Here is a 25950-nt window from a genome sequence, read left to right on the forward strand (position 1 = left end):
TTTGCTGTGCAAAAAAGCGGATTCTCGCTGGCGCAAGCATTCCGCGTGGCACAGCCCCGCTTGCGGCCTGCCTCTTGAAGTTTCGCCGCATGACGTGGAAGATCGCCGCAGGGATTCACTGGGAAGCGCTAAAGCTCTGGTAAAAGAGCGCGTGTTTCATTCGAGCCCGCCCGTCACTGAGCCGGTCAGCGCCCGGGACCGGCAACGGCGTTCGAAGCTGGCGAATGATCCAAGAGAACCGTGGCTCGGCAATCTGCCCCGACACCGCGGAAATCCAGGGGGCACGAGATGGCACAAAAGGAACTTTTTGGCGCAGCATTGAGCGACGCGGTCAGGCTCGATGAGTTCAATTTCGCCGAGATCGTCAAAGGTCTGCCGGCGAAAGCGCGCATGGTGCTGTCGGCGGCGATGAACCTGCCGCGCGGTTCGCTCAAGGTGAGGCTGCCGGACGGCCGCGCCGTCCTCGTCGGCGGCAAGGGACCTGGCCCAGATGCCGAACTGGTGCTGAAGAATTGGCGCTTGCCCGGCCGCGCCTTTTCCGGCGGCACGATCGGCGTAGCCGAATCCTACATGGACGGCGATTGGGAAAGCCCTGATGTGACCAGCTTCCTGGAGCTGTTCGTGGTCAATTCGGTCATTGGCGAGCGTATCGCGGGCGGCACCAGTTGGCTGATCAACACCGTCCAGCGCATCCGCCACTGGTTCAACCAGAACACCCGCACCGGTTCGAAGCGCAATATCTCGGCGCATTACGACCTCGGCAACGCCTTTTACAAGCAATGGCTCGATCCGAGCATGACCTATTCCTCGGCGCTCTACACGACCGGCGCCAACGACCTGGAAAGCGCCCAGGCCGCCAAATATCGCGCGCTGGCGAAAGACACAGGGATCGGCCCGAAGGACCATGTGCTGGAAATCGGCTGCGGCTGGGGCGGCTTCGCCGAATTCGCCGCGCGCGAGATCGGCTGCCGCGTCACCGGGTTGACGATCAGCCGCGAGCAGCACGATTTTGCAACGGCTCGCATCGCCAAGGCTGGCCTTGCCGAAAAGGTCGACATCAAGCTGCAGGACTATCGCGACGAAACCGGCACCTATGACCGCATCGCCTCGATCGAGATGTTCGAGGCGGTCGGCGAGAAATACTGGCCGGTGTTTTTCGGCAAGATGAAGGCTTGCCTGAGACCCGGCGGCACCGCCGGCCTGCAGATCATCACCATCAACGAAGCCGCCTACGACACGTATCGCGCAAGGCCGGATTTCATCCAGCGCTATGTTTTCCCGGGTGGCATGCTGCCGACACCGTCGATCCTGAAGACACTGGGCAAGGATCATGGCCTTGCCCATCTGCGCGAGCGCGTGTTTCCGGATGACTATGCGCGCACGCTTGCCGAATGGCGCCACCGGTTCTGGGCGTCATGGGAGAAGATCGTCCCGCTCGGCTTCGACGACCGCTTCAAGAAGCTCTGGGAGTTCTACCTGCACTATTGCGAGGCCGGATTCCGCGCCAGCTACATCGACGTGCGCCAGGTGGTCTACAAGGCGTAAGTCGACACGTTCTTCGATTTCATTGCCGCCGACCAGGCGATATCGAGGATGATCTCGATGTCGCCGCCCGGTCGCCGTCAAAAAGTCCGATCGCAAAGCAGGATGCCGCGCAGGACGGACGAATCGGAAATCACTTGATGCGCAAACGGACGATCTTCTTCGGCATCATCGTTGTCGCCGCGGCGGGCATCTGGCTCAACAACACCTCGCTGTTGTCGAGCCGCCCCGCCGGCAAGCCGGAAGTGCTTGCCCATCGCGGCCTTGCCCAGGACTACGCACGGGAAGGCATGACGGGTGAGACGTGCACGGCCAGTCGCATGTTGCCGCCGCGCCATGCCTACCTCGAAAACACGATCCCCTCGATGGAAGCAGCCTTCGCGCTGGACGCTGACGCGCTCGAACTGGATGTTCACCCGACGACAGACGGCAATTTCGCCGTCTTCCACGACTGGACGCTGACGCGCTCGAACTGGATGTTCACCCGACGACAGACGGCAATTTCGCCGTCTTCCACGACTGGACGCTGGATTGCCGCACGGAAGGCAAGGGAGAAACACGCAACCATTCCATGGCCGAGTTGAAGACCCTCGATGTCGGCTATGGCTATACGGCGGATGGCGGCAAGACCTTTCCGTTTCGCGGCAAGGGTATCGGCATGATGCCGTCGCTGGATGAGGTTCTGGCGCACTTCCCGGCCCGCCGCTTCAACATCAACGTCAAGAGCAACGATCCGGGCGAAGGCGAAAAGCTGGCCGCACGGCTTGCCATGCTATCGCCGACCGAGCGCTTCTATCTCTCGGTCTATGGCGGCGACAAGCCGATTGCCGCAGTCAAGGCAGCACTGCCGGACATGCATACGCTGAGCCGCGCGTCGCTGACGCAATGCATTCTGCGCTATGCCGCGCTTGGCTGGAGCGGCTATGTTCCAGATGCCTGCCGAAAAGGTACCTTGCTCATTCCCGTCAACATCGCGAAATGGATGTGGGGTTGGCCGAACCGGTTTCTCGATCGCATGCAAGGCGTCGACAGCCGCGTCTATCTGCTCGGCCCGTACACCGGCGGCGACTTTTCGCAAGGGCTGGACGATCCCGAACTGATCAAGCGGCTGCCGAACGGTTATTCCGGCGGCATTTCCACCGATGCGCTGGATCTCGTCATGCCTGACATCAAGGAACGTTTCACCCAGCCGGCTCAATCCACGCCATAAGGCCGGGACTCGAGCCGACCCAAACCACCCTTCAAAGCAGGATGCGGTATCTCGCGAAACCTGCCTCGCCCTCGCCTGCCGGCTCGATCTTCAGCGATTTCACCTGCGCAATAAAATCCTTCGCCTTTGCGCCGGTTTCGAACACGGCGCTGGTTCCAGGCAGCGGCGCGAACGACCAGTTGTCGTCCGCGGACGGGTTGATTGTACCTTCGCTGACGATGTAGCGGACGATGACGTCGCGATTGGTGTCCGGCGCTTCATAGATGATCTTCGAGGCATTGATGTCGGGGAAATTGCCGCCGCCACCGGCCCGGTAGTTGTTGGTCGCGACGACGAATTTCTGTTTGGGGTCAATTGGTTTTCCATCGAAACTCAGGTCGACGATGCGATTGACGCCGGCGTTAGCCAGCCCGCCCTTGGCATCGTATTTCGGCGGCTGCGACAGGTCTATTTTATAGGTGACGCCGTCGATGACGTCGAAATTGTAGGATGGGAAGTCAGTGTTGATGAGGGCCTGGTCGGCCTTCCCTGGCTCGATCCGGTTGAAGATCCCGGCCGACATTTCCAGCCATTCCTTGACCTGCGCACCGGTGATTTCGACCGCACGCACGGTGTTGGGATAGAGATAGAGGTCGGCGACGTTCTTGATGGCGATATCGCCGGCGGGCACGTCGGTATAGTAGTCGGCGCCGTTGCGCCCGCCGGCCTTGAACGGAGCGGCCGCCGACAGCAGCGGCACATCCTTCCATTGCGTGTTCTTCAGAATATCCCTGAGGTACCAGGTCTGCGCCTGGCTGACGACCTGCACCGACGGATCGTCGGCGACCAGCGCGAAATAGGAATAGAGCGGCGCGGAGGTCTTGCCAACGGGGCGGCGCACATAGGCCAGTGTTGCCTGGTGGTCCTGCTCAAGGGCCGCGATGATGCGCTTGTCGTCCGGGACAGTCGGTTTGTTCTTATTGTCGACGCGTTCGAAGATCGGCCGCGCCTCGGAGGTGGCGGAAACGACCTTCCATTTCGACCCGTCGCGTTCCAGCATCAGGTCGATCAGCCCCATATGCGAGCCCCAGAAGCCGCCCATGACGGCGGGTTTGCCCTGCAGCGTGCCTTTTTGCGTGTCGACACCATCGAGCGACTGGAAATCCTTCTTGCCGGGGAACACCAGATGCTGGTGCCCGGTGAACACCGCGTCGATGCCGTCGACGCCGGCGACGAAGAACGAAGCGTTCTCCATCATGTCGCCGTGCTTCACGTCGATGCCGGAATGCGACAGCGCAATGACGATGTCGGCGCCCGCCTCCTTCATCTGCGGCACCCAGGCCTTGGCCGCCTCGACGATGTCGCGCGTCTTGACGTTGCCTTCGAGGTTCTTGAGATCCCAGACCATGATCTGCGGCGGCACGAAGCCGATGATGCCGATCCTGATCGGCTGCTCGGCGCCCGAACCGTCCTTGATCTTCTTGTCGAGGATGACATAGGGCTTGAGATAGAGCTTGTCGTCGCGCGGGTTCGCGGCAAGCTCGGTGCCGCGGATCAGATTGGCGCAGACGAAGGGAAAATTGGCGCCGGCCAGCACCTTGTCCAGGAACGACAGGCCATAGTTGAACTCGTGGTTGCCCAGCGTCGAGCACTCGTAGCCGAGCAGGTTCATACCCTTCATGATCGGATGCAGGTCGCCGTCCTTCAGACCTTTTTCATAGGCGATGTAGTCGCCCATCGGGTTGCCCTGCAGCAGGTCGCCATTGTCGATCAGCATCGAATTCACGGCTTCCTTGCGCACGGCGTCGATCAGGGAGGCCGTGCGCGACAAGCCCAGCGTGTCGTTCGCTTTGTCGGCGTAATAATCGTAAGGCAGCACGTTCACATGGATGTCGGTGGTCTCCATGATCCGGAGATGCGCCTGGTTGGCCTGTGCGCGAGCGGAGAAGGGATGAAGCACGATCAGCGCCCCTGTAGCTGCGGTGCCAGCGAGGAAATCGCGGCGGGAGACGGGATGGAGCAGTTGCGACATGTTTTCTCCTCATCGACAACGTGACACGCCCTGCCCCGAAGCGAACTTCGCGCCGAAATCGGCTCAAGTCCATTCAAGAAATTGCGTGCATCGGAAGGTCAGTCGACCAGCAACAGATGACGTGCGGATGAACGGTGCCGGTGAAGAAATCAGCCCTTGTCGTCGTCGCCCTGGGTGATCAGCCGCGCGCTGCGTTGCCCCGTCGCGTAGATCCATAGCCAGCTCAGCGAAACAGCAAGCCGGTTGCGAAAGCCGATCAGGAAATAGATGTGGGCCACTCCCCACAGCCACCAGGCGAGCCAGCCGGTGAGCTTGATCCAGCCGAAATCGATGGCGGCGGCGCGTTTGCCGATCGTCGCCAGATCGCCGGCATGCCTGTAGTGGAAAGGACGCGCGGTCGTGTCGCCGCCGAGCCTGGCCTTGATGGTAGCCGCAACATGTCGGCCCTCCTGCTTGGCGGAAGGCGCCACGCCGGGAACCGGCCGCCCGTCTGGCCGCAGCACATGAGCGGCGTCGCCGATGACGAAGATCTCCGGGCTGCCAGGCACACTTAGATCGGGCTCGACCAGCACCCTGCCCGCGCGGTCCGCCTTCGCTCCCAGCCATTCAGCGGCTGGCGAAGCGGCAACGCCGGCTGCCCACAGGATCGTTCGGGCGGCCAGTTGCTTATCGCCAAACACGACACCTTCGGCGTCGCAGAGCGTGACGGCCCGGCCGAGCTCAACCGTCACGCCGAGCCGCTCGAGCGCTTTGCTGGCATAGTCGGAAAGTTTCGGCGCGAAATTGGCCAGAATGCGGTCGCCGGCCTCGATCAGCACCACGCGCGTCTGCCGCGTGTCGATGTTGCGGAACTCGCCGCGCAGCGTGTCATGCGCCAGCTCGACGATGGTGCCGGCAAGCTCGACGCCGGTCGGCCCGCCACCGACGATCGCAATGGTCAGCAGCGCCTGGCGCTTGGCGGGATCAGCCTCCCGCTCGGCCTGTTCGAAGGCCAGGAGAATTCGCCGCCGAATGGTGGTGGCGTCCTCCAGCGTCTTCAGGCCAGGCGCGAACGGCTCCCATTCGTCATGGCCGAAATAGGCGTGGCGGGCACCGGTGGCGAGCAGCAGCGTGTCGTAGGCGACCGCGCTGCCGTCATCGAGCAGCACGCGCTTGCCGGCGCGATCGACACCGGTGACATTGGCGAGCAGCGTCGTCACATCCTTGCGGTTGCGCAGGAGGTGGCGGATCGGCCAGGCAACCTCGGAGGTGGCCAGCGCCGTCGTCGCCACCTGGTAGAGCAGCGGCTGGAAGAGGTGATGGTTGCGCTTGTCGATCATAGTGATGCGCACGGGAGCGCCGGCAAGCGCACGGGTGAACTCGAGCCCGCCGAAACCCGCGCCGACAACGACGACATGATGCCTGGCTTCGTTCATTTCGTTCACCTTGATAGCAAGATTGCCTGTCCTGCATGTAGGTATTTTTGTGCAATGCAACAACAGATGGCCAGTGCCCGAGACTCGTCGTTGCATGTCGTGAATGCACATGTTGTATCGTATCGCGAGGTATAGCGTCATCGAACACGCGATGAGGTGAGGCATGGCCAACGATCGTGACGACGATGCTCCGGCGCAGTATTCTTCGCCGCCCTGTTTCATGCACGAACTCGATCCGGAATTCCGTGCGCCTTCGAGCGACTGGACCGATGTGAGACGCTGGCGCAAGGCTGAGCGCGAACGCCTGATCGCCGCGCGTCTTGCTGTTTCGGCCGACGCGCGAACGGTAATGTCGCAACGCATCGCCGATGGCCTCGACGCGGTAATCGGCGAGATCGCCGGCCGCATGGTCAGTCTCTACTGGCCGTTTCGCGGCGAGCCGGATTTGCGGCCTTGGATGGCGTCCATAAACGAACGCGGCGGCCGCACCGCCCTGCCCATCGTCATCGAGAAGGGGCAGCCGCTGATCTTCCGCGCCTACAAAGCAGGCGACCGGCTGGAGAAAGGTGTCTGGAACATCCCGATCCCGGCCGAGGGCGATCCGGTGCTGCCGGACATCGTTATCTCGCCGATCGTCGGCATCGATCCCCTGAACTACCGCCTGGGTTATGGCGGCGGTTTCTTCGACCGTACGCTGGCAGCGATGCCGTTCAAGCCACTGGTCATCGGCGTCGGCTACGAGCTGCAGCGCATCGCGACCATCTACCCGCAGCCGCACGACATTCCGATGGATCGGGTGGTAACGGAGGCCTAGGCCATTTCCGGCTTCATGCCCATGGCGGTCCTGTCGACGATTTCGCGTAGCGCAAAGGACGAATTGATCTTGGTCACATGCGGCATCGCCGACAGCCATTCCTTGTGGATGCGCTCATAGTCGACGAGATCCTTCGCCGCGATCCGCAGGATGTAGTCGTATTCGCCCGACATCAGGTGACAGGACAGCACGTTCGGGCAGCGCTTGATCGCCGCCTCGAAATCCGACAGCGTCTTCTCGAACTGCCCCGACAGCGATATGTGCACGATCGCCGTCATCTGGTGGCCAAGTGCCGCATTGGAAAGCCGGGCGTGGTAGCCGCGAATGGTTCCGGATTTCTCCAGATTGTCGAGCCGGCGCGAACAGGCCGACTGCGACAGGCCGACCTTCTCGGCCAGCGCCGCATTGGGTATCCTGCCATCCTTCTGCAAAGCCTCGAGAATGGCGATATCGATCCTGTCGAGCGGCATTATTCGTGAATCCTGCGAATATCTTGCTGTTTCGCGCAACGATTATCGAAACCGGCCGGTGGGCGCAAGCGCATTCGCAAACACCTGCGCAACGATTCGTGGTTCACTCCAGCCATACAGGGAACGAGCCCAAAAGGGCCGGATCAGGAGAAGAAAATGCGCGTCGGCTGCCCCAAGGAAATCAAGAACCACGAATACCGCGTCGGCCTCACCCCCGGCTCGGTCCGCGAATATGTCGCCCATGGCCACGAAGTGCTGGTCGAGACCGGGGCCGGTGCCGGCATCGGCGCCGATGACAACGCCTATCGCGCCGCCGGCGCCACGATTGCCAAGACGGCCGCCGAGGTGTTCGCCAGGTCGGACATGATCGTCAAGGTCAAGGAGCCGCAGCCCAGCGAATGGGCGCAGCTTCGCGAAGGCCAGATCCTGTATACCTACCTCCACCTTGCTCCGGATCCGGAGCAGACCAAGGGCCTGCTTGCGTCCGGCGTGACGGCAATCGCCTACGAGACCGTGACCGACGACCGTGGCGGCCTGCCGCTGCTGGCGCCGATGTCGGAAGTTGCCGGACGCCTGTCGATCCAGGCCGGCGCCACGGCGCTGCAGAAGGCCAATGGCGGCCGCGGCGTGCTGCTGGGCGGCGTGCCCGGCGTGCTGCCCGGCAAGGTCACCGTGCTCGGCGGTGGCGTCGTCGGCCTGCACGCGGCCAGGATGGCGGCCGGCCTTGGCGCCGACGTCACCATCATCGACCGCTCGATCCCGAGATTGCGCCAGCTCGACGATCTCTTCGCCGGCCGCGTCCACACCCGTTACTCGACTGTCGAGGCGCTGGAAGAAGAGTGTTTTTCAGCCGACATCGTCGTCGGCGCGGTGCTGATCCCGGGTGCCGCGGCGCCAAAACTGGTTTCGCGCGAAATGCTGTCGGGCATGAAGAAAGGCTCGGTGCTGGTCGATGTCGCCATCGACCAGGGCGGCTGCTTCGAGACCTCGCACGCCACCACCCATGCCGACCCGACCTATGAGGTCGACGGCGTCATCCACTATTGCGTCGCCAACATGCCGGGTGCCGTGCCCGTCACGTCGGCCCACGCGCTCAACAACGCGACGCTTCACTACGGCCTGCAGCTCGCCGACAAGGGCCTGAAGGCGCTGGTCGACGATCATCACCTGCGCAACGGCCTCAATGTCCACAAGGGCAAGATCACCAACCGCGCAGTTGCCGAGGCGCTCGGCTACGAACTGGTCGAGCCGAAAGCGGTACTCGCCGCCTGATTTTCGCGAAAACAGCTCCTTTCAATCCAGCCCGCCGGTTCCATGCCGGCGGGTTTTTTCTTGCGAGCCTGTTTTTCAGGCAAAGCATGGCGTGGAAAGATGTGACGCAACGGCACTTTGCTCATCATTGTTGCATATTTGTCATTCCCGTGCCGGCCGGTTCCCTGCTAGAGACATTCTGGGTTTACTCATGGGGTACGGGCATATGTTCATTCGCACATCCGCGAAATCTTTTCTTCTTGGTGCTGTTTCTGCTGTGGCTTTGATATCTGCTGCTCACGCAGCAGACGTCGTGCAGCCGGTAGAAGAAGCTGCCGGCTTTAACTGGAGCGGTCTATACGTTGGTTTTGGCGTCGGCGCCGGTGCCAACGTACACAAGCTCAGCAGCGATTTTATTCCAGTCTCGCTGAACGGCATTGGTGGCGAAGGCGTCTACGGTGAGCTGACGGTTGGCTATGACTATATGGTCGCGCCGCGGTTCCTCATCGGAGGTCTGCTGGACGCTCACGTCGGCAACATCGGGACCACGCTGGACATTACGGGATTCGACGCTTCGATCAAGGAAACCTACGGTTTCGACGCTGGCCTGCGTCTCGGCTACCTCTTGACGCCAAACACTCTGGGATACGTGCTGGGTGGCTATTCCTGGCAGAAGTACAAGCTCGATACGAACGCTGGCTTCGACTTTGATTGGGATCAGAGCGGGTATTTTGTAGGAGGTGGCATCGAAACGGCCATCAACAGCAATTGGACGATCAAGACTGAGTATCGCTATACGGGCTTCGGGACCAAGGACGATCTTCTTTCCGAGGCTGGCATCGTCGGGGTTCCGGACGGTCTCCTCAATCTTGACACCTCGCGCCATACTTTCCAGATCGCAGCCAATTACCGTTTCGGTGCCCAGAACGGCGGCGGTGCTGCCTTCGAGACGCCAGCCTACAACTGGACCGGCTTCTATATCGGCGGCGCTGGTGGTGCCGGTGCGTCCGTGCACCAGATCAACGTTCCGCCGCTCGGCGACCTGGAATTCAATGGTCTCGGTGGCGAAGGTGCCTTTGGTGAACTGAACGTCGGCTACGATCATGACTTCGGCAGCTGGGTCGCAGGCGTCATGGTCGATGCACGCTACTCCGGCATGACTTCCAAGCTGGATCTCGGCGGCGGATCGATCAACGTCGATACCGACTATGGGTTCGATGTGTTGGGCCGCGTTGGCATGAAGATGAACGAATCGACCCTTGCCTATGCGCTTGCCGGCTATAGCTGGCAGCATTTCGACCTGAACGCTTCCGACCCGATCGGCGACATCCTCGACTGGGGCTCCAGCGGCTTCTCGGTCGGTGGCGGACTGGAAACGGCTCTGTCCAGCAACGTCACCGTTGGCCTCGAATATCGCTATTCGCAGTTCGCCAAGAAGGACTTTTCTTCGGAATTCGGCGCACCTGACGACACCCTTACCTCGACTTCCTCTTTCCACACCGTGCGCCTCGGCGCGAAGTACAAGTTCAACTAAAAGGCCCTCCAGCCAAACAGTTGCAGCCCGTCGGCCATGCCGGCGGGCTTTTTTCTTGCGTGGAATACGTCTGCTCCAAACGCAGGCAACAAAAAAGCGGAGCCAAAGCCCCGCTTCCTCGATGTCGAGATTTGCCGCCGGTTCATCCGCGGTCGGCAAATCGATCGACAATGGCTTTCTATCGCGACTATGCGACGGGAGTACGACAGTTGTTTCCAGCGGCTAATCTCAGCCTCAAGCGCGCTCGATGCGGCACTGGTAGCAATTGTTGCGCGCCGAGCGCACATGGACGTAGGCGATCTCGTCGCTTTCCAACAAGGTCTTGGCCCGCCCGGTGATGTCTCCGGTCGAGATCACGCCGCCGCTGCCATAGACGATACGATCATCCCTGCCATAGCCGCGCACGATGTAGTCGGGGCTTTCGAGAATCTCGGGCAGCGCCTCGCTCTCGGCAGCGCGGTCGCATGCCTCGGCATGCAGGAAGATCGGCCCGGTTTCGGCATAAGGCTGAAGCTCCGGGAATGGCCTGTATGCCAGAACAAGATAGGCATCGCCGGCTCCTATGTTCTTCAAACAATGCCGGCAAGGCATGCCGTCACCGTCGGAGATCTTTCGCTCGGGCGTTTGGCCATAAGCATCGGCGCCACCGCGCTGCAACGTCCTGACATCTTCGGTCGGCAAAGCTTTGAACTGGATGGTCATGGAAAAATCTCCGGTGTCGTGATTGGAAATTATGTCCTAGAATCCCTCGCCGCCCACCCGATTCCTGCCAAATGTCGAAAAGCCGATCGCCCTCGGCGATCGGCTCTCATCAGGTTCCTGTCAAAGGCGCCGGCTAATTAAAATTCGGAGCTGCGACTCAACGGATGAAATCGTCGAAGCGGCGCAGCGTCACCCGGCGATTCTGCCAGTTTTCGTTCTGCGTCTGCACCAGCAAAAACTCCTCACCGTAACCAACGGTTTCCAGTGCATGGCCGGGCACCCTAAATTCGCGCACCAATGTGCGCTTGAGCGAAGCGGCGCGTTGTTCGGACAGGGCCTGGTTCGACTGGAAGGAGCCGACGGCGTCGGTATGGCCCTCGATCAGCACGCGGGCGCCGGGATCGCGGCGCAGGATTCGCCGCAGCGCGTCGGCAATAGTCTCGATCTTGTCGTATTGCGAGTTGGCAATAGCCGCCGAACCGAAGGCGAAGTTGATCGACTGGATATCGATCGAGCGGGCCATGCGGCGCAAATCCGGGCGCCGCTTGAATTCCCGGATGGTGACGCGCTCGTTCGGCCGCAATTTCACACGCGGTGCCGCCTCGAGCTTCCGCTCGATCGTCGCGGCCGAAGGCGTTGTCGCCTGGGCTGCGGCCAGGCTTGGCATGGCAATCGCCGCGATCAGCGCGGCGGCAAGTGTACGGCGGGTCAGCATGTCTTCGTCTCCTTCGGCCTTTGCCGCATTGATGGTGCGAGCAACATGCCAAAAGCAGCCTGAAGGGCTGATGAACGACAGGTTCAGATTCGAGCTGGTGTCAGCTTCCGGCTAGGGCCGCATGACGCTGGCCGCGCGCTCGGCGAAAGGCAGCGGATGCACGATTTCCTTCTTTTGCGCCACCGGTGCAAAGCCGAGCTTCTGGTAAAGCGGCAGAGCCGCCGGATGATCGAGCGTGCAGGTCTGCACCGTCACGCGCTTCGGACCATGCGACCAGGCGGCTGCGATCGCGGAACCCAGGAACCAGCGGCCGATGCCTTGTCCCGTCGCATGTTCCATCATGCCGAAATAGGCGAGCTCGACTTCTTCCGGCAGATGCGGCTTGAGATCGAAGAAGCCGGCGGGTGCGCCGTCGAGATAAAGGACCCTGATGTCGCGATCCTCGCGATGAATGCCGGCGGCAAGCTCGTCGTCATCCAGCCTCAGCACATTGACCCAGTGCCATTTGCGCCCCACCCGGTCCATCAGATAGCGGTAGAAATGCAGCGGAATGTCCTTGGTCTTCAGCAGCGCGATCTGGCGGTTGTAGGGCACCGGCGGCGAATAGGCCGGCGGCACATGCATCTCGAGAAACGTCACCGTGACGTCAATATCTTCCAGCGCGCCGTTTTCCATCGTCTTCATTCCTTGCCGATCACAAAACGGGGCCGGTCACGACAGGCGTGTCGGAAAGCCCGCCCCACTCCGTCCATGAGCCGTCGTAAAGCCTGTTGTTGGTATGGCCAAGCGTTTCCAGCGCCAGCGTCACCACCGCTGCGGTAATGCCGGAGCCGCATGAGGTGACGACAGGTTTCGACAGATCGATGCCGGCCTCCTCGATCGCCTTGCGCAGGCGGTCCTTCGACAGCAGCTCGCCATTTTCCGACAGCGCCGAATAGGGCAGATTGCGCGCGCCAGGCATATGGCCGGAGCGGATACCCGCGCGCGGCTCAGGTTCAGTGCCGGTGAAGCGGCCCGGTCCCCGGGCGTCGGCGATCTGGCTTGCCCTGGTGTCGACGATCCGGCGCATGTCGGCGAGGCTGGCGACGCGCCCGGAGTCGAAATCGGCATGAAACACGCTTGGCGCGATCTTCGTCGGCTCAGCCGTCACCGGTCTGCCGGCGGCTTTCCAGCCATCGAAGCCGCCATCCAGAATATAGGTCTGGAAGACGCCCATTACCCTGAACATCCACCACGCCCGGGGCGCCGAGAAGAAAGCCGGACCATCGTAGACGACGATGGTGTCATCGGCCGAAACGCCCATGGCGCCAACATACTGGGCAAAATGCTGCGGTGACGGCAGCGTATGCGGCAAGGGCGAATCCGGATCCGAAACGGCATCCTGATCCAGAAATCGTGCGCCCGGGATGTGGGCCGAATCGTACTCGCCGCGCGCATCGCGCTTCTGCGCCGGGAGATACCAGGATGCGTCGATGATCGTCAGGCCCGGCTCGCCGAGACGTTGCTGCAGCCAGTCTGCGTCGACGGTGAAGGGGCTGTCCTCGGCCATTTTGTGCTCCTGCTCGCCTTTTGGCGATCACTGTCTGTTCAGTTTGCCGGCATCGGCCCAAAGCGGATGCGGAAGCGCCGGTTTTCACGGCCCTTCTTCTCGATCTTGCCGATGTGGATTTCGCCGACTTCGCCAGTGCTCTTCACATGGGTGCCGCCGCAGGGCTGGCTGTCCACCGAGGCGTTGTCACCGATACAGACCAGGCGGATCTTGCCGGTGCCGGCCGGCGGCCGAACGTTCTTGGATTTCACCAGGCCGGGATTGGCGGCCAGTTCCTCGTCACTGATCAGCCTGACAAAGATCGGATGATCGGCCCGCACCAGCTCCATCAGCCCGGCGGTGATGTCCTCCTTGGTGAAGCCGGCATCCGGAGCGTCGAAGTCGACACGGCTGTCGTCCTCGGAAACGGCGGCACCGGTGATTGGAAACGGACAGACGACGGTGAGCAAATGGCAAGCCGCATGCATGCGCATCAGGAGATGCCGGCGTTCCCAGTCGATGGCCAGCCTCACCGTCTCGCCGACCTGTGGCACTGCTTGCTCCGGCGCCGGCACATGGATGATCTCGTCCTTGGTCTCGCCGGTGAGGGTAGCGGCAATGGCGATGCGGCTGCCGTCCGCGCGTTCGAGATAACCGGTATCGCCCGGTTGGCCGCCCGAAGTGGCGTAGAAGATCGTCCGGTCGAGGATGATGCCGCCGCGGTCGTTGACGGCAACGATCTTCGCATCCGCCGTGCGCAGATAGGCGTCGTCGCGAAACAGGGCATCCGTCCTGTTTGCCATCACGCGACCTTTTCGAACGGCACCGAAATTGTGCTCTTCAGCTCCATCCAGCCTGGCACCGGCAGTTGCTTCTCGCGCAGGAATTCCGGGTTGAACAGTTTTGACTGATAGCGCGTGCCGTAGTCACAAAGAATGGTCACGATGGTGTGGCCGGGACCCAATTCCCTGGCCAGGCGGATCGCGCCGGCAATGTTGATACCGGTCGAGCCACCGACGCAAAGCCCCTCTTCTTGGATCAGGTCGAAGACGATCGGCAGCGCATCCTCATCGGGGATCTGGAAGGAAAAGTCCGGCGTGAACCCTTCGAGATTGGCGGTGATGCGCCCCTGCCCGATGCCTTCGGTGATCGAGCTGCCTTCGGACTTCAGCTCGCCGCTGGTGTAGAAGGAGTAGAGCGCGGCCCCCAGAGGGTCGGCCAGCGCGATCTTCACATCCTTGCTTTTCGCCTTCAGCCCAAAGGCGACGCCGGCCAGCGTGCCGCCGGAACCGACCGCCGAGACAAAGCCATCGACCTTGCCCCCGGTCTGGCTCCAGATTTCCTCCGCTGTGGTGCGGATATGGCCGTCACGGTTGGCAACATTGTCGAACTGGTTGGCCCAGATGGCGCCGTTCGGCTCGGTCCGCGCCAGTTGCTCGGCCAGCCGCCCCGACAGTTTCACATAATTGTTAGGGTTCTTATAGGGCACGGCAGGCACTTCGATCAGTTCGGCACCGAGCAGCTTGATCGTGTCCTTCTTCTCCTGGCTCTGTGTGTCGGGAATGACGATGACGGTGCGATAGCCGAGCGCCTTGGCGACCAGCGTCAGCCCGATGCCGGTGTTGCCCGCCGTTCCCTCGACGACGACACCGCCGGGTCTCAGCAGCCCACGCTGCTCGGCATCGCGGATGATGAACAGGCCGGCGCGATCCTTGACCGACTGGCCCGGATTCATGAATTCGGCCTTGCCCAGGATCTCGCAACCGGTTTGTTCCGAAGCTTTGTTGAGGCGGATCAAAGGCGTTTTGCCGATCGCGTCGATCACAGAACGGGGCATTCAGGATTCCTTGTGTAGGTGCGCCGAAACCCTAGAAACCCGAAGCTGCAGTTTCAAGGCAAGAATTTGTCTGGTCCAGTCGCATTTGCGGTACTGTAGTTGCGTCAGCGCTTCCCGAAACCGACCTCTTGCGCCACAGCTCATTTTCCGGCTGACGTTGAAAAGCAGCTTTTCATTCGATTTCTTCATCGCTAGAGCAAAGCACCAACAAGTCGACAGGGCGCAGCATGACACTCTACCGGGCCAACCCGAAGCACGGCGTCGCCTGGATCACGGGCGGATCGAGCGGCATCGGCCGTGCGCTGGCCAGGGACCTTGCTTCCCAGGGCTATGCCGTCGCGGTGACGGCGCTCGACGACGATCCGATCGACACGCTTGTCGTCGAGACCGCGCAGATGCCGGGCAGCGTCACGGCCTTTCCCTGCGACGTCACCGACGAGCCGCGCATGGCAAGGACCGTCGCTGCCATCGAGAAGGAGCTCGGTCCCATCGTGCTCGCCATCTTCAATGCAGGGAATTACATTTCGACGCCGGGGGAGAATCTTGTCGTCAACGACTTTCGCCGGTCCTTCGAGGTCAATTATTTCGGCATCATCAACGGTCTCGTGCCCGCGGTCGAACGCATGCGTGTGCGGGCGCGCGGCCATGTCGTGCTGGTCGGCTCCGTGACATCCTATTTCGGCTGGCCGACAACGGCCGCCTATGGCGGCACCAAGGCGGCCATCAACATCCTGGCCGAGTCGCTGAAGTATGATTTCGACAAGATGAACGTGCGTATCCAGGTGTTCAACCCAGGCTTCATCGACACCCCGCTGACCGAGAAGAACATGCTGCCGATGCCGGGACTGATGCCGGTCAGCCGTGCGTCGCGCCGCATGGCGCGGGGCATCAAGTCGGGCGGTTTCGAAGTCCATTTCCCGCGCCGGACAAGCTGGCCGCTGAAACTGCTCGCCCTGCTGCCGAGGCCGCTGTGCAGAGGGTTTATCAGCCTGATGACCAATTGGAAGGCGCGGCCTCTGCATTACGACCGCAAGCCGCCGATCGAATAGGACGCCTGCGAAATTGGCAGGCTCCCCGTTTTCGGGCCGCCGTCGCCATGGTTGAGACAAGTGCCGCGTGGAGTCTGCGATGGGGCGACGGATCGTGCTTGCTGTGCTGGGCCTTATTGCCGTTCTCGCACTGGCCTTCGTGTTCGGCCCGCGCGTTCGCGTCGACACCACGATCCGTTTCGATCCCTCGCTCATCGGCGACGATCCGCAGGCCTATGTGGCAAAGGCGGAAGCCGCCATCCCCGGAATCCGAGACGGGCTGGAGAAGGAGATCGTCTGGGCCGATCCGTTGGTGCATGCCAGGACCCCGCTATCGATCGTCTACATCCACGGCTTTTCCGCATCGAAGGGCGAGGTCCGCCCGCTGCCTGACGAAGTGGCGGAACAGCTTGACGCCAATCTCTTCTACACACGGCTTACCGGTCATGGGCAGGATGGCGCGGCGATGACGCAAGGCAGCATCAATGCCTGGATCAACGACTATGAGGAGGCGCTCGCCATCGGCCGGGCGATCGGCGACAAGGTGATCGTCATCTCGACTTCGACCGGCGGCTCGCTGGCGGTCTGGGCGGCAACGCAGCCCGGTGCGTCGGACGGGGTGGCGGCGATTGCGTTCATCTCCCCGAACTTCGGCGTCAAGGCTTCGGGCGCCGGGATCCTGACCATGCCGTGGGGCAAACAAATCGCCAGGCTGGTCGCCGGCAAGGAACATAGCTTCGTGCCGCGCAACGCGCTGAATGAAAAATTCTGGACCACCCGCTATCCGATCGAAGCAACCTTGCCGATGCAGGCGCTGACCGAGCTTGCCTATGGCGCGCCGGTGGAGAAGGCGACCGTCCCTGCTTTGTTCATCTTTTCTGATTCGGACAAAGTGGTGCGGGCCGACCGCAGCCGCGAGATTGCCGGGCGCTGGGGCGCGCCGCATGAACTGGTTCCGGTCGACGACACTGGCGACCCGGACAATCACGTCATTGCCGGCGACGCGCTGTCGCCATCGACCACGGCGTTTCTGGCGCAAAGGATCGCCGTCTGGATCGAAGCGGTGGTGAAGTAGGCCGACGAAAAAGGGCGACCGAAGCATCGCTTCGGCCGCCCTTTTCTTGTTTCGTCTCGGCAATCAGCCAGCCGAAGCTTGACTGACTGCAGCGCGGTCTGGCTTACGCGGCCCGCGCAGCCGGACGCTTACCGCCGAAGCGGCGCTTGTTGTTGCCCTTGAAGGCCGGCTTGGCGCCATCGGGCTTGCGCTCGCCGGCGAAGGCCGGCTTGTCGCCGAAGCGCTTCTTGCCAAAGCCGTTGCCTTTGTTCTCGCCACCGGGCCGCCTGCCGTCGCGACGGCCATTGCGGTCGTTGCGGTCATTGGCCGGCTCGAAACGCTCGTTCTTTTCAGCCGGATTGCGCAGCGGATCGGGGCTGCCGAGATGGTCGGCAACGATCGGCAGCTTGGTGCGGATGATGCGCTCGACCTGGCGCAGCTTGCTGTTCTCGGAAGGATCGCAAAGCGTGATCGCGATGCCGTCCATGCCGTTGCGGCCGGTACGGCCGATGCGGTGGACGTAGCTCTCGGCTTCATCAGGCAGATCGAAATTCACGACATGGCTGATGCCGGGCACGTCGATGCCACGCGCCGCGATGTCGGTCGCCACCAGAATGCGCACCGAGCCGTCGCGGAAATCGTTCAGCGCTTTCTGGCGGGCGTTCTGCGACTTGTTGCCGTGAATGACGGCGGCCTTGAAGCCATCGCGCTCGAGGTCCTTGGTCACCCTGTCGGCACCATGCTTGGTGCGCGAGAAGATGATGACGGACTTCATCGCCTCATCGGCGAGCATCGTCGACAGCACCTGGCGCTTCTGCTTGGTGCGGGCAAAGACGACGCCTTGCACGATCTCGGCCGCTGCCGTGCTTTGCGGCGCGACTTCGACGCGGATCGGGTTCTTCAGCAGGCCCTTGGCCAGTTCGGCGATTTCATTGGGCATGGTCGCCGAGAACAGCACCGTCTGACGATCGGGCGCGGTCGCCTTGGCGATGCGCTTGACGTCGTTGATGAAGCCCATGTCGAGCATGCGGTCGCCCTCGTCGAGCACCAGCCATTTGGTGTCGGCAAGCATGAGGTCGCCCTCACGCACCAGGTCGGTCAACCGGCCGGGCGTTGCGATCAGGATATCGACGCCGGGCGCAACCTTCTTCACCTGGCTGAAGCGCGAGACGCCGCCAAGCACGAGCGCGGTCGAGACATGCGCGCCCTTGGCGAGGATCTTGATCGTGTCCTCGATCTGCACGGCGAGTTCGCGCGTCGGCGCCAGGATAAGCGCACGCGCCGTCTTCGGCCGGCGCTTGGTGCCGAGTGCGATGATCTTCGACAGGATCGGCAGAGCGAAGGCCGCGGTCTTGCCGGAGCCGGTCTGGGCGATGCCGAAAATGTCACGGCCTTCCATCTGCGGCGGGATCGCCTGCGCCTGGATAGGCTTCGGCTCGGTGAAGCCGGCGTTGTGGGTGGCCTTGAGCAGCGCGCCCGTAATACCCAGTGCCGCGAAACCGGTGAGTTCCGCAGTGTTGCTACCGGGCAAAGTGTTTTCGTTGGTCAAAATAATCTTCTTTCACGCGGCTTCTGGCCGCAAACATCGATGGCGGCAGGGCGCAACCTGCCGTCGAACAAATTTTCATGAAACGACAAGGCGGGCGGACGGGTTCGTCCACTCGGCTGCGCTGTCGTGCCCGCAGGCATCATGCCACGGGGCTTTTTCGCCGCTTTGTGATTTACCGGAAAAAGGGCCGATATACCGGAAAGAGGGAAAACAGACGCAACCAGTCTCATTCGTCGAGAAGGCCGGATAAGTCCCGGCCCAAGCGCCTATGCCGCCGCATATGGCCCAGTTCGCCACCAAATGCAAGGGGCGTCATGCTGCAGCGCAGCAAAATCCACGGAGCAAGCGGCGCTTGCGCTCGCTTGCCGGCACGATTACCACGAAATGCCGCTGGCTTGGGAGGTAATCGATGAAGGACGTGCTGAAGGAACTCGAGCGCCGCCGCGAGATCGCCCGCATGGGTGGTGGCCAGGCCCGCATCGATGCCCAGCACAAGAAGGGCAAGCTCACCGCGCGCGAACGCATCGAGGTGTTTCTCGACGAGGGCTCGTTCGAGGAGTTCGACATGTATGTCGAGCACCGCTCGACCGATTTCGGCATGGAAAAGACCAAGATCGCGGGCGACGGCGTCGTCACCGGCTGGGGCACCGTCAACGGCCGCCCGGTCTACCTCTTCGCCAAGGATTTCACCGTGTTCGGCGGCTCGCTGTCGGAAGCGCATGCCGAGAAGGTCATCAAGGTGCAGGAGATGGCGCTGCGCAACCGGGCGCCGATCATCGGCCTCTACGATGCCGGCGGCGCGCGCATCCAGGAAGGCGTGGCAGCACTCGGCGGCTATGCCGAGATCTTTCAGCGCAACGTGCTGGCCTCAGGCGTCATTCCGCAGATTTCCGTGATCATGGGGCCTTGCGCCGGCGGCGACGTCTATTCGCCTGCCATGACCGACTTCATCTTCATGGTGCGCGACACCTCCTACATGTTCGTCACCGGGCCGGATGTGGTGAAGACCGTGACCAACGAGACGGTGACCGCCGAGAGTCTCGGCGGCGCCTCCGTCCACACGACGAAATCGTCGATCGCCGACGGCGCCTATGACAATGACGTCGAGGCGCTGCTGCAGATGCGCCGGCTGGTCGACCTGCTGCCGGCTTCCAACACATCGGAGCTTCCCGAGATCGAATGCTACCAGTCGGTCACCGACCATGATTTGTCGCTCGACCGGCTGATCCCCGACAACGCCAACAAGCCCTACGACATCAAGGAGCTGATCCTGAAGGTCGCCGACGAAGGCGATTTCTTCGAGATCCAGCAGAGTTTCGCCAAGAACATCGTCACCGGCTTTGGACGCGTCGAGGGCCGCACGGTGGGCTTCGTCGCCAACCAGCCGATGGTGCTGGCCGGCGTGCTCGATTCCGATGCCAGCCGCAAGGCGGCGCGCTTCGTGCGCTTCTGCGACTGTTTTTCGATCCCGATCGTCACCTTCGTCGATGTCCCCGGCTTCCTGCCCGGCACGGCGCAGGAGTATGGCGGCCTGATCAAGCATGGCGCGAAACTGCTGTTCGCCTATGCCGAGGCCACCGTGCCGAAGATCACAGTCATCACCAGAAAAGCCTATGGCGGCGCCTATGACGTGATGGCCTCAAAACACCTGCGCGGCGACATGAACTATGCCTGGCCAACGGCACAAATCGCGGTGATGGGTGCGAGGGGCGCGGTCGAGATCATTTACCGCAAGGACATCGGTGATGCCGAAAAGATCGCAGCCCATACAAAGGCTTACGAGGATCGCTTCCTGTCGCCCTTCGTCGCCGCCGAACGCGGTTATGTCGACGAGGTGATCATGCCGCACTCGACCCGCCGCCGTATTGCGCGGGCGCTGCGCATGCTGCGCAACAAGGACATGCAGAACCCCTGGAAGAAGCACGACAACATCCCGCTGTGAGGCGCTGATGTCGCGCTTGATCCTCTATTCGGGAACGCGCTTTGGCAGATTTGCCATCCTGCTTTTTGCTCTCCCGCTGTTCTGCCCGGTGCTGCTGTGGCTGGTGTTGCTTGATCGGCACCCGCTCGCGGTCATCGCGGGCGGTATTGTCGCCATACCGGCTGCAATGTTGGCTTTCGTTTTGTTGATCGGGATGCTCTTTGCCGGCTTTCGACGCAGCAAGGTGGAAGGCATGTCTCGCAATTCGGCTCCCCAGTTATGGGCCGTGTGGGAAAGCATTGCGGGCAAGCACCGCGCCAGCCGAACCACGATCGTGCTGAGCGACAGCCTTAACGCCAGCATAGGGGAAGAGCGTCCATTTCTCGGTCTGCTCGGCCGTCGGGCGGTCTTGACCGTAGGCATTCCATTGCTCGCGGTGACCGACGACAAGGCCTTCGCCGCGATTCTGGCTCACGAAGATGCACATTTGAAGAACAAGGATACGAACGGCGGGCTCAATCTTGCCGAACTCGACAAAAGCTTCGACTTGATCTTCGACTACGCTCCCCCAGGAAAGACCGTTTCCGGAAGCCTGTTCTACATGCTGCTGGGTCCGCTCTCTCAGTCACTGGAACGCGAAGAGATACGATTGTCGCGACGAGCAGAAATCGATGCCGATCTCCATGCGGCAAAGTCAGGCGATTCTCACGAAGCAGCGCGCGCGCTGCTCTTGATCGCCGCTGCCGATGCATTTTTCAATGATAGAGTTTACACGCCGCTCAAGCGTGAACTGCTTGGCATGATGGTCCCGCCTCATCCGCCGCTTCAACGGGTTCTGATGGCCGCCAATGAGCTATTGAGCCACCCCATCCTGCAAGAATATGCGCAAAAGGCCTGGGATGCCCCCGATGACGAAAAGGCAGACCATCCACCATGGTCGGAACGTCTGGCTGCGCTTGGATACAACTCGGCTCCCACAATAGAACCGGTTTCGATTTCTGCCCTGTCGAGCCTGCTGAGCAGTGAAATTGTTGCGGAGCGGGTCCATCATTTCGATAGCGAGTGGACGTCGAAAATCGCCGCCTATCTCGATCGGTAGGTGCCGCCCGGAATTGCTGCCAAAGCTGTAGCTCACTCCTCTTCCGCCGCGCCGAACCCCGCCCCCATCGTGGCACGGACAGGGCTGCCCCATGGCGTTGCGTGGTTGTCGATGCGCATCTGGAAGATGAAATAGGTCGGCGAGCAGAAGCCGATGCCTTTCACTTTGCCGATGCCGGGCGTGTCAGACGGCAGCGACTGGCACATATAGTCCTCGCGGCAGAAATGATCGGCCGAACAGGCCGGCCGGTTGCCGCGATTGACGGCGCCGCCAAGGCATTGGTCGAAATTGTTGGTGGCCACGCAGATGTCGAATTTCTTGCCGCCGACCAGCCCGCAAATCTCGTTCGGCATCGGCTTGCCGGCTTTGAAGGCCGCGAAGGAGCGGTCCTTGTCGTCGCAGCCGCGATAGGCGATGCCGCCAGGCACGCCGATCTTCGGCGGTCGGCAGGTGTAGGCGGTACGGGAAATGTCCGAGGCGAAGGCCGCGAACTGGCCCGATTTGCTGTAGCGGTCGTTGAAAGGCTGCGCCGCATTGCTGGCGATCGAGCCGGTCAGGCAGGGATGACCGGAAAACAGTTTTTCGCTGTCTTTCGGCAGCAGGCATTGCGCCAGTTTCGTGTGCACGCCCGAAGCGGCGGCCAGCGGCGTGCAGACGGTGCCGCCGCCGCATTTCCAGGTCGCACCGAAGCGGTCCGCATCTTCCGGCATCAGGCACGGCATGGCCATCTCGGCCGGCGCGTAGTCGACCGCGGCGTCCGTCCAGGCTGCCGGCGGCGCAAAGGAGAGCGGACGGAAGCGGTTTGGCTCCCTGCCCTCAGCTGTAGCGCGCAGCCAGGCCTGGCGGCGCGGGATCTCGGCATGAAGATGCGGCGAGATGCCGACCTCGATGCGGTTGAGCGGCGATGTCGTCTTGTCGTCAAGGCCGATGAAATGAAAGCCGGCAGTGGAGCCGGCCTGATGGCAACCCTGGCAGGCGCCATTGTCCAGCCGCTCGACCAGCGCTTCCGGCGTGCGCACCAGTTTCAGCGTGGAATAATCGAGCGATGCGAATTCCTTGGGCTGGAACAATTGCGTAAACGGATGATTGGCCTGCCGCGCGCTGCCGAAGGTCGACCATGAGATGATCTTCCTGGCCAGGAACTCGTCGGGAATCTCATAGACGCCTTCGTCAACCGCCGGCAAATTGGCGCCGACATAGGCGGCGAGCCGTGCTTTCAGCGCCGTGTCCTGCGAGAGCCGTGCGGTGTCGGGCGTGTTCTCCAGCGGCTTCTCGCTGATAGCAGCGCCATCGATGCCGAATACCCGCATGAGATAGGCGGCCTGCCCGCCGAACTCGGTTTCCTGACCGGACGGGAAGCGCACCACCTGCGCGTTGAGCTCCAGCTGCTTGAAGGCCAGCCCGGCCTTCTCCAGCGGCCCGCCGGTCAGCCAGCCGGCATCGACGGCCTCGTCAAGCTGTGGCGTCCAGCGCCCGGCAGTGCCGACGCAGCCGCCATCGGCATCGGGGGCGGCGCTGTAGACGGCATTGAAATTGAACGGCAGGCGCGACGCCAGCAGCTTGCCGCTTTTGCGGAAGCTGTAGGCCAGGCGGTAGATGAAGCGCACCTCGCCGCAGCTCCTGTCGCCTTGAAGCACCGCGAAGTCGCGACGATCGAGCCGGTTGACGACGCCGACCAGCCGGAAGCGCGCGGCGTCGGTCTTCAGCCAGCGCATGTCCATGATGCGGCCGACATTGCCGTCGGTGACTTCGTAGAGCGTCCGGCCGCCGGCTTTCATATCGGCACGCAGTGCCGCAACATCGGAGGCAACCGTTTCGACGATGGCATGATAGGCCGGCGCCTCGTCGTAAAGCGTCTTCAGACCGTCCTCGCCGTCGACCCCCAAAACATCGGCGAAACCGAAACCCCTGGCATCGAGTGCGGCGAGCACCGCCGGATCGTCGACGATCGTCACAGGACCTTCGGCGCGCGCCGTCGGCGCCATGAAGACAGCGATGAGGGTGGCAAGCAACAGAACGAGCGCGCGGCTCATTGGGCAGCCATGCGCGCGTCGAAGAGTTCGCGCAACACCGGCACCAGCGCCAGCGGCAGATCCTCGGCGATCAGACCGGGTCCGAACCGGCTGCCTGCTTCGGCGTGCAGCCACACCGCCGCGCAGGTGCCCTCGAAGGGCGGCATGCCTTGCGCCAGCAGACCGGCAATGATGCCCGACAGCACATCGCCTGACCCTGCCGTGGCCAGCCACGGCGCGCCGTTGGAATTGATCGCCGCTTTGCCATCGGGCGCTGCTATGACCGTGTCGGCGCCCTTGTAGACGATGACGGCGTTGGCCCGCGCGGCGGCCGTTCGCGCCTTGGCCAGCTTAGACAGGCTCTTGTCGCCTGCGATATCGGGGAACAATCGGCCGAATTCACCGTCATGCGGCGTGATCACCAACGCCGGAGCGTTTGGCTGACGGGCGGCTTCGAACAGCGCCTGGGGTTGGTGGGCCAGAGAGGTGATGGCGTCCGCGTCCAGCACGATCGCAGCGTGGCTTGGTGCTGCCTCGTTGCGTGCACCATCCGCAAAAACCTTGATCAGCTGCAGGGCGAAATCGCCCACCTTGGGCTTTGGCCCGAGCCCCGGTCCGAACACCAGCGCTTCGGGATGCCGCGCCGTCAAGAATTCCTGCACCTCCTCGAGCGAACCCGCCTCGCGCAGCATGATCGAGGTCAGGTGTGTCGCGTTCACCTGCATGGCATTGCCAGGCGACAGCACGGTGACCGCCCCTGCCCCGCTTCTGGCGGCGGCCAGCGCCGACAGCCGCGCCGCGCCCGTAGCACTTGGGCCGCCGGAAAAGACGCCGACATGGCCGCGCTTGTATTTGTGCGCATCCATCGCCGGCACGGGAAATTCCTGCAACCACAGGCCGGGCGCATTCTCGAAGGTCGAAACGGCGAGTTGGGCGATGATGCCGTCGCCGATGCCGATATCGGCGAGCACGATCTCACCGCATTGCCCGCGCCCCGGCAGCAGCAGGTGGCCAGGCTTTTTCCGCGCGAAGGTGATGGTGACCTCGGCACGAAACGCCCTGCCCAATATGTCACCGCTCCTTCCAGAGACGCCGGACGGCAGGTCGACCGCGACCACGGGCAGGCTCAGGGCTGTCACTGTATCGATGGCTTTCGCGGCGTCGCCGGACAGCGGCTTCGACAGCCCCGCCCCATAGAGCGCGTCGATCACGATCGAGCCAGGCTTGGCGTCAAAGTCAGACAGCGGCCGGGGCTTGATCGGGCATTCCGCGGCGGCGAGCGCCGCATCGCTTTTCGGCCTCGGCGCGCCGGATGCCCAGACCGATGTGCCGACGCCGCTGCCGGCCAGGATGCGGGCAACGACATAGCCATCGCCGCCATTGTTGCCGGGCCCGCACAGCACATGGATGTGCTTTGCCGAGGGGTAGCGCTTGAGAACCTCGGCCGCGACCGCTCCACCAGCGCGCCGCATCAGGCCGATGCCGTCGGCTGGGCCGGCGGCAATCGTCAGCCGATCGGCCTCGCTCATTTCGGCCGGGGAAAGAAGTTCGTTGCTCATGGATTGCCGATCCGCATGCGATCAAGCATTGTCCGATTTCGATCCTAAGCAAACAAGGGGGAGTTGCCGAGATCTGCAGCCATAACGTTGGCACGAAGGCCTCGCGGGCAGAAAATTGCCTGGGGGATAGGCAATATGCCTGATTTTTGTGCGGACGGAGGTGCTGGCGCTGTGTAGGCTCTGGCAGTCTATGCCGCTTCCGGTGCAGCGAATGACGCGAATTTGCATCCCGGTGCGGCGCGGCTTTGAAATCTTATGAGACCGCTTAGAATCCGCTGAATTGGCACAGTTCGTGCTTGATGGAGGCGCAAGCGGGGGGTCACAACCCGTTTTTTTGGCAGTGGAGGCCACTTTTTACATGAAAAAGATCGAAGCGATCATCAAGCCATTCAAGCTCGACGAAGTGAAGGAAGCGCTTCAGGAGGCCGGACTGCAAGGCATCACCGTCACCGAAGCAAAAGGCTTCGGTCGTCAGAAGGGCCACACCGAACTCTACCGCGGCGCCGAATATGTCGTCGACTTCCTGCCCAAGGTGAAGATCGAGGTCGTGCTTGGCGACGACGCGGTCGAAGGTGCGATCGAGGCCATCCGCAAGGCGGCCCAGACCGGCCGTATCGGCGACGGCAAGATCTTCGTTTCCAATATCGAGGAAGTCGTGCGTATACGCACCGGCGAAACGGGCATGGACGCGGTCTGACC

21 protein-coding genes and 1 pseudogene are annotated in these 25950 nt (G+C 62.3%); 10 read left to right on the plus strand and 12 right to left on the minus strand.

Annotated features, from left to right (window positions below):
- Positions 1–288: 288 nt before the first annotated feature.
- Together A4R29_RS14595 and A4R29_RS14600 are read left to right on the plus strand one after the other, a co-directional pair.
- A complete protein-coding gene (locus A4R29_RS14595; RefSeq protein WP_063168054.1) occupies positions 289–1545 on the plus strand; it encodes an SAM-dependent methyltransferase in 1257 nt (418 codons plus the stop codon).
- 137 nt (positions 1546–1682) lie between these two features.
- Positions 1683–2752, plus strand: a pseudogene (locus A4R29_RS14600) (glycerophosphodiester phosphodiesterase family protein).
- Between the two features lie 31 nt (positions 2753–2783).
- Here A4R29_RS14600 and A4R29_RS14605 read toward each other — a convergent pair.
- Complete coding sequence (locus A4R29_RS14605) at positions 2784–4763, minus strand: bifunctional 2',3'-cyclic-nucleotide 2'-phosphodiesterase/3'-nucleotidase (RefSeq protein ID WP_063172192.1); 1980 nt, start codon at positions 4761–4763, stop codon at positions 2784–2786.
- A gap of 149 nt (positions 4764–4912) precedes the next feature.
- Positions 4913–6178 carry an NAD(P)/FAD-dependent oxidoreductase gene (locus A4R29_RS14610; RefSeq protein WP_063172193.1) on the minus strand — a complete coding sequence of 422 codons (1266 nt, stop codon included), beginning with the start codon at positions 6176–6178 and terminating at the stop codon, positions 4913–4915.
- 163 nt (positions 6179–6341) lie between these two features.
- Here A4R29_RS14610 and A4R29_RS14615 point away from each other — a divergent pair, with 163 nt between their 5' ends.
- Positions 6342–6992, plus strand: coding sequence for a 5-formyltetrahydrofolate cyclo-ligase (locus A4R29_RS14615; protein ID WP_013531468.1), 651 nt, complete (start codon positions 6342–6344; stop codon positions 6990–6992).
- Here A4R29_RS14615 and A4R29_RS14620 read toward each other — a convergent pair.
- Positions 6989–7462 (minus strand): Lrp/AsnC family transcriptional regulator, encoded by a 474-nt coding sequence (locus tag A4R29_RS14620; protein WP_013531467.1) that lies wholly within the window; start codon positions 7460–7462, stop codon positions 6989–6991. The genes A4R29_RS14615 and A4R29_RS14620 overlap by 4 nt on opposite strands.
- A gap of 156 nt (positions 7463–7618) precedes the next feature.
- On the opposite strand from A4R29_RS14620, the gene ald reads away from it, so the two are divergent.
- Positions 7619–8734, plus strand: a complete 1116-nt coding sequence (gene ald / locus A4R29_RS14625) for an alanine dehydrogenase (RefSeq protein WP_063172194.1) — start codon at positions 7619–7621, stop codon at positions 8732–8734.
- Positions 8735–8939: 205 nt separating this feature from the next.
- Positions 8940–10247 (plus strand): outer membrane protein, encoded by a 1308-nt coding sequence (locus A4R29_RS14630; RefSeq protein ID WP_063168057.1) that lies wholly within the window; start codon positions 8940–8942, stop codon positions 10245–10247.
- 234 nt (positions 10248–10481) lie between these two features.
- On the opposite strand, the gene A4R29_RS14635 is transcribed toward A4R29_RS14630, so the two are convergent.
- The 6 genes from A4R29_RS14635 to A4R29_RS14660 form a co-directional block, all read right to left on the minus strand.
- A complete protein-coding gene (locus A4R29_RS14635) occupies positions 10482–10949 on the minus strand; it encodes a DUF1203 domain-containing protein (protein WP_063172195.1) in 468 nt (155 codons plus the stop codon).
- Positions 10950–11106: 157 nt separating this feature from the next.
- Complete coding sequence (locus tag A4R29_RS14640; RefSeq protein WP_013531463.1) at positions 11107–11664, minus strand: OmpA family protein; 558 nt, start codon at positions 11662–11664, stop codon at positions 11107–11109.
- 111 nt (positions 11665–11775) lie between these two features.
- Positions 11776–12339 (minus strand): GNAT family N-acetyltransferase, encoded by a 564-nt coding sequence (locus A4R29_RS14645; RefSeq protein WP_013531462.1) that lies wholly within the window; start codon positions 12337–12339, stop codon positions 11776–11778.
- Between the two features lie 19 nt (positions 12340–12358).
- The gene (gene sseA, locus A4R29_RS14650) at positions 12359–13213 is read right to left on the minus strand and encodes a 3-mercaptopyruvate sulfurtransferase (protein WP_063172196.1); all 855 of its coding nucleotides are present in this window, start codon (positions 13211–13213) and stop codon (positions 12359–12361) included.
- 38 nt (positions 13214–13251) lie between these two features.
- Positions 13252–13995 carry an alanyl-tRNA editing protein gene (locus tag A4R29_RS14655; RefSeq protein ID WP_027163370.1) on the minus strand — a complete coding sequence of 248 codons (744 nt, stop codon included), beginning with the start codon at positions 13993–13995 and terminating at the stop codon, positions 13252–13254.
- The gene (locus A4R29_RS14660) at positions 13995–15029 is read right to left on the minus strand and encodes a cysteine synthase A (protein WP_013531459.1); all 1035 of its coding nucleotides are present in this window, start codon (positions 15027–15029) and stop codon (positions 13995–13997) included. Before A4R29_RS14660 ends, A4R29_RS14655 begins: the two co-directional genes overlap by 1 nt.
- 227 nt (positions 15030–15256) lie before the next feature.
- Between A4R29_RS14660 and A4R29_RS14665 the strand changes: the two genes are divergently transcribed.
- Positions 15257–16078, plus strand: a complete 822-nt coding sequence (locus A4R29_RS14665; protein ID WP_063172197.1) for an SDR family oxidoreductase — start codon at positions 15257–15259, stop codon at positions 16076–16078.
- A 79-nt stretch (positions 16079–16157) separates the two neighbouring features.
- Positions 16158–17132, plus strand: coding sequence for an alpha/beta hydrolase (locus tag A4R29_RS14670; RefSeq protein WP_013531457.1), 975 nt, complete (start codon positions 16158–16160; stop codon positions 17130–17132).
- 103 nt (positions 17133–17235) lie between these two features.
- Here the strand turns inward: A4R29_RS14670 and A4R29_RS14675 are convergent, their stop codons facing one another.
- The gene (locus A4R29_RS14675) at positions 17236–18660 is read right to left on the minus strand and encodes a DEAD/DEAH box helicase (protein ID WP_024505079.1); all 1425 of its coding nucleotides are present in this window, start codon (positions 18658–18660) and stop codon (positions 17236–17238) included.
- Between the two features lie 409 nt (positions 18661–19069).
- On the opposite strand from A4R29_RS14675, the gene A4R29_RS14680 reads away from it, so the two are divergent.
- Together A4R29_RS14680 and A4R29_RS14685 are read left to right on the plus strand one after the other, a co-directional pair.
- A complete protein-coding gene (locus A4R29_RS14680; protein WP_027028871.1) occupies positions 19070–20602 on the plus strand; it encodes an acyl-CoA carboxylase subunit beta in 1533 nt (510 codons plus the stop codon).
- Positions 20603–20609: 7 nt separating this feature from the next.
- Positions 20610–21680, plus strand: coding sequence for a M48 family metallopeptidase (locus A4R29_RS14685; RefSeq protein ID WP_063172198.1), 1071 nt, complete (start codon positions 20610–20612; stop codon positions 21678–21680).
- Between the two features lie 32 nt (positions 21681–21712).
- Here A4R29_RS14685 and A4R29_RS14690 read toward each other — a convergent pair whose 3' ends face one another.
- Both A4R29_RS14690 and A4R29_RS14695 read right to left on the minus strand, forming a co-directional pair.
- Positions 21713–23713, minus strand: coding sequence for a hypothetical protein (locus tag A4R29_RS14690; RefSeq protein WP_063172199.1), 2001 nt, complete (start codon positions 23711–23713; stop codon positions 21713–21715).
- Positions 23710–25251: a bifunctional ADP-dependent NAD(P)H-hydrate dehydratase/NAD(P)H-hydrate epimerase gene (locus A4R29_RS14695; protein ID WP_063172200.1), complete on the minus strand. Its 1542-nt coding sequence runs from the start codon at positions 25249–25251 to the stop codon at positions 23710–23712. Before A4R29_RS14695 ends, A4R29_RS14690 begins: the two co-directional genes overlap by 4 nt.
- 358 nt (positions 25252–25609) lie before the next feature.
- Here A4R29_RS14695 and A4R29_RS14700 point away from each other — a divergent pair, with 358 nt between their 5' ends.
- The gene (locus A4R29_RS14700; protein ID WP_006205430.1) at positions 25610–25948 is read left to right on the plus strand and encodes a P-II family nitrogen regulator; all 339 of its coding nucleotides are present in this window, start codon (positions 25610–25612) and stop codon (positions 25946–25948) included.
- Positions 25949–25950: the final 2 nt, after the last annotated feature.

The sequence above is a fragment of the Mesorhizobium ciceri biovar biserrulae genome, assembly GCF_001618845.1.
In the GTDB taxonomy this organism is placed as follows: domain Bacteria; phylum Pseudomonadota; class Alphaproteobacteria; order Rhizobiales; family Rhizobiaceae; genus Mesorhizobium; species Mesorhizobium ciceri.